This is a genomic window from Paenibacillus sp. GYB004 (assembly GCF_036577605.1).
In the GTDB taxonomy this organism is placed as follows: domain Bacteria; phylum Bacillota; class Bacilli; order Paenibacillales; family NBRC-103111; genus Paenibacillus_AB; species Paenibacillus_AB oceani.
The window spans coordinates 1-4,822 of record NZ_JARBDB010000076.1; the positions used below are offsets into that span (position 1 = coordinate 1).

A 4,822-nucleotide genomic window follows, 5' to 3' on the forward strand; every position below is an offset into this window, starting at 1 on the left:
GGCCCGTTGGTCAAGGGGTTAAGACACCTCCCTTTCACGGAGGTAACAGGGGTTCGAATCCCCTACGGGTCACCATTTTTATTATGGGATGAGAACCTATTAGGTTCGTCGAAGCTTAACTTCGTGAGGAAGTACTTCGCAGTCTCGGAGCGTAGCGGAGAGTATCCCCTACGGGTCATTGTTTTCCATAAAGTAATGTTACCGATGATTACATAATGGGCTTACTTTATGGCAAATCTACTGATGAGGACGCTTAGCTCAGCCGGGAGAGCATCTGCCTTACAAGCAGAGGGTCGGCGGTTCGATCCCGTCAGCGTCCACCATAATTCGCCGCTGTAGCTCAATTGGTAGAGCAACTGACTTGTAATCAGTAGGTTGGGGGTTCAAGTCCTCTCGGCGGCACCATCTCAGTACGTTGGGGATTAGCCAAGCGGTAAGGCAACGGACTTTGACTCCGTCATGCCTAGGTTCGAATCCTAGATCCCCAGTATTCCCTTCATGAGAGCCATTAGCTCAGTTGGTAGAGCACCTGACTTTTAATCAGGGTGTCGTAGGTTCGAGTCCTACATGGCTCACATTTAAATAAGCGCGTGTGGCGGAATTGGCAGACGCACTAGACTTAGGATCTAGCGGGCGACCGTGGGGGTTCAAGTCCCTCCACGCGCATCTTTTCTTCATACGCGGACGTGGCTCAGTGGTAGAGCATCGCCTTGCCAAGGCGAGGGTCGCGAGTTCGAATCTCGTCGTCCGCTCCATATATGATGTGCCCTTAGCTCAGCCGGATAGAGCGTTTGACTACGAATCAAAAGGTCGGGAGTTCGAATCTCTCAGGGCACGCCATTTTTAATCACATAGCTTGGTATCGGGACGTAGCTCAGCTTGGTAGAGCACCTGGTTTGGGACCAGGGGGTCGCATGTTCAAATCGTGTCGTCCCGACTTTTCTTTTTGCGGGTGTAGTTCAATGGTAGAACTCCAGCCTTCCAAGCTGGTAGCGTGGGTTCGATTCCCATCACCCGCTTCGTTAAATAAATCCTTCAAATCCCTTGTGGCGCAAGGGGTTTTCTTTTTTTTGTTTTCGACATTTGACTGACGTCTTTTTATCTATGGGGCAATTCATGGGGCAATTTTCACTCTTTTGGGATTAAGCTCTTCCAAAGGGGCGACGGCCGCACGATCGATCGACTCTGATTTGTGTGAGTATATATTGGCAGTCGTATCGAGCTTTGTGTGGCGTAACCGTTCTTGTATGGTTTTAAGATCGGTCCCGGATTCACGAAGCAACATTCCGGCAGTATGTCGTAATCCGTGCAACTTGACATGAGGAAGTTTGTTCTTTGCCAAAAACCTTCCCCATGTCAATGTGGGCGTGGAAGGGTAGTACATAACGCCATTCCCAGAGTGGAAGATATACTCTTTATCATCTTCAAGCCACTTTTTGCAGTTTAGCTTTTCTTTGACCCATTGCCGACGATATATTTTTAGCTCATCCATATACCATTTGGGCATCACAATCCAACCTTCGGAGTCCTCGGTTTTAACCTCGCCTTCTATCTTTTTTCCATACTCATCCAAAGTAATTTGCTTATCAACCCAAATCGCTGATTTTTCTTGGTCTATATCTTTCCACTCCACGGCGAGCAGTTCGCCCCGACGAAATCCTCCTAGTATCGCCCCGGTATAATAGAGCCGCCAACGGGCCGGGAGCGCATATAAGGCGATTAGGAGCTTTTCAACCTCACCGCGAGTAAAAACTTTCTTTTTAGAGCGGATTTCTTTTTTCTCCTTTTTACCCTGGCTCGGACGTTTTACGCCGTCCATTGGATTCGACTTAATTACTCCCCACCCGGTAGCTGCATCAAAAATGGACTTCATGACCTTATAAATGTTCAACCGGCTATTTGTCGCCAACGGTCTCTGGGTCTTTATATTCACAAGGGAGCCAGACCATTCGACGATTTGTAGCGTTGTAATATCACTCATCCAATAATCTCCGAATTCAGGGATCAATCTTGAGTCAACGATACTCATGACGTTAAGAATCGTTTTCCCTCCCATATTCTCCTTAGCATATCCTTTCTTCCAAATCGGAATGAAATCTGAAAAGGTTGTTTTTTGCGACTTCCTCCGGTTCTTCCCTTTGTCTTCGAACTTCCCACTAATAACAGCTTCACTCCATTTTGAAAGTTCGACAGCTAGCCACGCTTCTTTTTTCTTCTCTGATTTTGATTTTGCGATTTCTTCCGGCATCTCGACCGATATAGATTTTTTGGGTCTCGAGGCTTGGGAAGGATCGCGTTCAACAAGCTTGTACTTGTTGCCTCCTAAAGGCTCCGTCCATGCCATTCCACTTCATCACTCCAAACGTATGTTCTATTTTTGGTATATTTAAACAGCCTCGCAGCTGGAAAGCGCAAGATGGTTGAAGTTATAACACCTAGTTACAAGATGCAACGTTTGAACTTCGGTACGGTTTTCAAGTCAGCGATCACAAGCGGCACATTGGACATTTTGGCTGCTTGATGGATTGTATAGCCTTCCAGCAATAGTTCGTCCGGAATTAGCAGTTCAACGGCGAACTGATTGGCTTGCTGCTCGATCTTGTCGATTGAAAAGAACGTGTTTGCTCGTAGGAACGGGACATTAATATCAGGATGTAAAAGGCGGTGTCCGAGTTCGTGCGCGATGATGAAGGGAATTAATCCTTCCGGAGCACCGTATGCAACGTGTATTACAGATATGCGCTTGTATGATTGGTAGTAGCCTAAAATACCTTTCAACTGCCGATATTGGACGACAATCCCCATTAACGAAGCGATTTTAATTGGATCACGAGTCCCGTACTTCTTGATAAGTTTATTTACCGTTTTTCTGATTGGCATATACGCAACGAACCTCCGAGTATCAATCCTTGCGATATTTTTTCGGCGTATACTTCTTTTTAGCTAACTGTTTAGCAAGACGCATAGTTTGTTCCATGGATACGCGTAGCAGTTCTCTTGCCTCCTCATCGAACTCTACTTCTTCCCCATAAAAAGCTATGGCCTCTTTACTCTCTAAATCTCCCATCATTCGTTCTAGATCCAGAGCGATATCGCGTTCTTCCTTTGCAGTGAGGGCGTACGGCTCCCTGTCCTCCTGGACTGAAGATCCAGAAAAATAGTCATCTGGTTTACCGAAATATTCTGCGATCTTTTGCAGCTTATCCTGTTTTGGTGTGTATTTCCCTTGTTTCCAACTCGTGAAGGTGGCGGTGTTTAGCCCGGTATCCTTAGCAACACGGTAAGGCGTGACGTCGAATTCCTTCAATAACTGCTCAAATTTCTCATACATTAGCTTTCCTCCACTATTTTTAAAAAAATAGGACAGAAAACTAAGTCAATTTCCGTTGACAACGCTTAGAAAACTATGCTAATATACAAACATAGCTTAGTTATCTAAGTCAAAATTGACGGAATGTCTTAGTAATCTTATATAACTTAGGTGACACTCTGATTATATAAGAAACCTTAGCTAATCGTCAATATATTGATGTTAAAAAATTGAAGGGAGGGTGGGGTATGTACGAAAAATTTCAGCTATTGCTGAATGAGAATGGAAAAACCGCCTACCAAGTATCGAAAGATACAGGCGTTTCTACGGCAACTCTATCAAATTGGAAAAAGGGGAACTATCAACCCAAGTCTGACAAACTGAAAACGCTGGCCGATTATTTTGGGGTAACGGTTGATTACTTTCTGAAATAATGACCGAACCGGGTGGGACGAATCATTATGAAAACCTTAGACCTGATCGAGTTGATTCGCACTGATATTAAACGTGAACTTCGAGAGGAGATTCTTGCCGAACTTGAACCAGAAATAAAACAGAGGCTATACGCTAATATTTTCACTTTCGATGAAGCAATGGCATATCTCAAGGTTTCAGAATCAACGTTACGGCGAATGGTGCGGGACGGTGAAGTTCCCTTTTTCAGGCAACGTGTAAATCTGTATTTCCGTCAAATTGATCTGGATAAAACTATCCGAAAAAAATTGAAACGGCATGAATTCAGATGATGGAGAGTGATCCGGTAAAAATCATTTGATACATCGTCTTTGTACGAAGTACATGTACCGATAAGCTAATTGGCAGGATTTACACGAATGGTAGAACGCATTATGCACTCGGACCGGACGCTATTAGAAGGGAGAAAGCTATGAACGGAATTGACAGGATCGGGAAAATGATCAGTCTGGCAGTCGCCATTAAAATACAAGCGCCGTACGTGGTCAACATTACGGCGCACAGTGGCTGTGGGGTTGAAGTTTTGATTCTTCAACGGCTCGAGACAGAAGAGGTGGGTTTCAAAGTAGTCCAGCGATTTGCGGAAGTGGACAAGCATCCAGCAGTGCTAACGGACGCTTTTGAAGCGGTCGAGGCCGTGGCAAATGGTACATACGGGGAGGTGAAGGGTTCGAATAATTGCCCACGCTGCAAGAACAGCGAGATCGGCTCGGAGGATCGGTTTTGCAAGATTTGCGGGCTTGAAATTCAAGGAATAGAAAAAACCGCCAATGAAGTGGCGGAAGGATGTGAAAAATGAAGAAAAGCAGTGATAGGGTTCCGACGTGGTGCTGGTTCATAACATGGGGGTTGATGGTGGCTGCATTGGTAAAGTCGTTCATGGAATGATTCAAAAGAAAAACGACTTTGTGTGCGGCTACCGCGATAGCAGTTGTAATGGCATATCTTATCAATTCATTTCTTTTTGTTTTAGATAATTTCCGCTCAGACTCTAAAAAAGTTTTCCCTTCAATAGTGATTTCGAGTGGGGTATCAGGA

At 45.0% G+C, this 4,822-nt stretch carries 6 protein-coding genes and 10 tRNA genes; 13 read left to right on the forward strand and 3 right to left on the reverse strand.

What is annotated here, in order from left to right; translation table 11 throughout:
- The 10 genes from PV433_RS33740 (at position 1) to PV433_RS33785 (ending at position 1,019) form a co-directional block, all read left to right on the forward strand.
- Positions 1-75 (forward strand) — tRNA-Glu (locus PV433_RS33740).
- Positions 76-247: 172 nt separating this feature from the next.
- A tRNA-Val gene (locus PV433_RS33745) sits at positions 248-323 on the forward strand.
- Between the two features lie 6 nt (positions 324-329).
- A tRNA-Thr gene (locus tag PV433_RS33750) sits at positions 330-405 on the forward strand.
- An 11-nt stretch (positions 406-416) separates the two neighbouring features.
- A tRNA-Gln gene (locus PV433_RS33755) sits at positions 417-488 on the forward strand.
- Between the two features lie 14 nt (positions 489-502).
- A tRNA-Lys gene (locus PV433_RS33760) sits at positions 503-575 on the forward strand.
- Between the two features lie 11 nt (positions 576-586).
- Positions 587-666: transfer RNA gene (locus tag PV433_RS33765), tRNA-Leu, on the forward strand.
- A gap of 14 nt (positions 667-680) precedes the next feature.
- Positions 681-755 (forward strand) — tRNA-Gly (locus tag PV433_RS33770).
- A gap of 8 nt (positions 756-763) precedes the next feature.
- A tRNA-Arg gene (locus PV433_RS33775) sits at positions 764-840 on the forward strand.
- A gap of 23 nt (positions 841-863) precedes the next feature.
- A tRNA-Pro gene (locus PV433_RS33780) sits at positions 864-937 on the forward strand.
- Positions 938-948: 11 nt separating this feature from the next.
- Positions 949-1,019 (forward strand) — tRNA-Gly (locus PV433_RS33785).
- 95 nt (positions 1,020-1,114) lie between these two features.
- On the opposite strand, the gene PV433_RS33790 is transcribed toward PV433_RS33785, so the two are convergent.
- From PV433_RS33790 to PV433_RS33800, 3 genes are all read right to left on the reverse strand, one after another.
- Positions 1,115-2,344 carry a tyrosine-type recombinase/integrase gene (locus PV433_RS33790; RefSeq protein WP_332076331.1) on the reverse strand — a complete coding sequence of 410 codons (1,230 nt, stop codon included), beginning with the start codon at positions 2,342-2,344 and terminating at the stop codon, positions 1,115-1,117.
- Positions 2,345-2,439: 95 nt separating this feature from the next.
- Positions 2,440-2,880: an ImmA/IrrE family metallo-endopeptidase gene (locus PV433_RS33795; protein WP_332076332.1), complete on the reverse strand. Its 441-nt coding sequence runs from the start codon at positions 2,878-2,880 to the stop codon at positions 2,440-2,442.
- A 22-nt stretch (positions 2,881-2,902) separates the two neighbouring features.
- Entirely contained in the window at positions 2,903-3,331 is a 429-nt protein-coding gene (locus PV433_RS33800) for a helix-turn-helix domain-containing protein (protein ID WP_332076333.1), read from the reverse strand.
- 227 nt (positions 3,332-3,558) lie between these two features.
- On the opposite strand from PV433_RS33800, the gene PV433_RS33805 reads away from it, so the two are divergent.
- The 3 genes from PV433_RS33805 to PV433_RS33815 all read left to right on the forward strand — a co-directional run bounded on the left by PV433_RS33805 (position 3,559) and on the right by PV433_RS33815 (position 4,583).
- Positions 3,559-3,744, forward strand: a complete 186-nt coding sequence (locus PV433_RS33805; RefSeq protein WP_332076334.1) for a helix-turn-helix domain-containing protein — start codon at positions 3,559-3,561, stop codon at positions 3,742-3,744.
- A gap of 27 nt (positions 3,745-3,771) precedes the next feature.
- Positions 3,772-4,056, forward strand: coding sequence for a helix-turn-helix domain-containing protein (locus tag PV433_RS33810; RefSeq protein ID WP_332076335.1), 285 nt, complete (start codon positions 3,772-3,774; stop codon positions 4,054-4,056).
- A gap of 140 nt (positions 4,057-4,196) precedes the next feature.
- Positions 4,197-4,583, forward strand: a complete 387-nt coding sequence (locus PV433_RS33815) for a hypothetical protein (protein ID WP_332076336.1) — start codon at positions 4,197-4,199, stop codon at positions 4,581-4,583.
- Positions 4,584-4,822 lie beyond the last annotated feature (239 nt).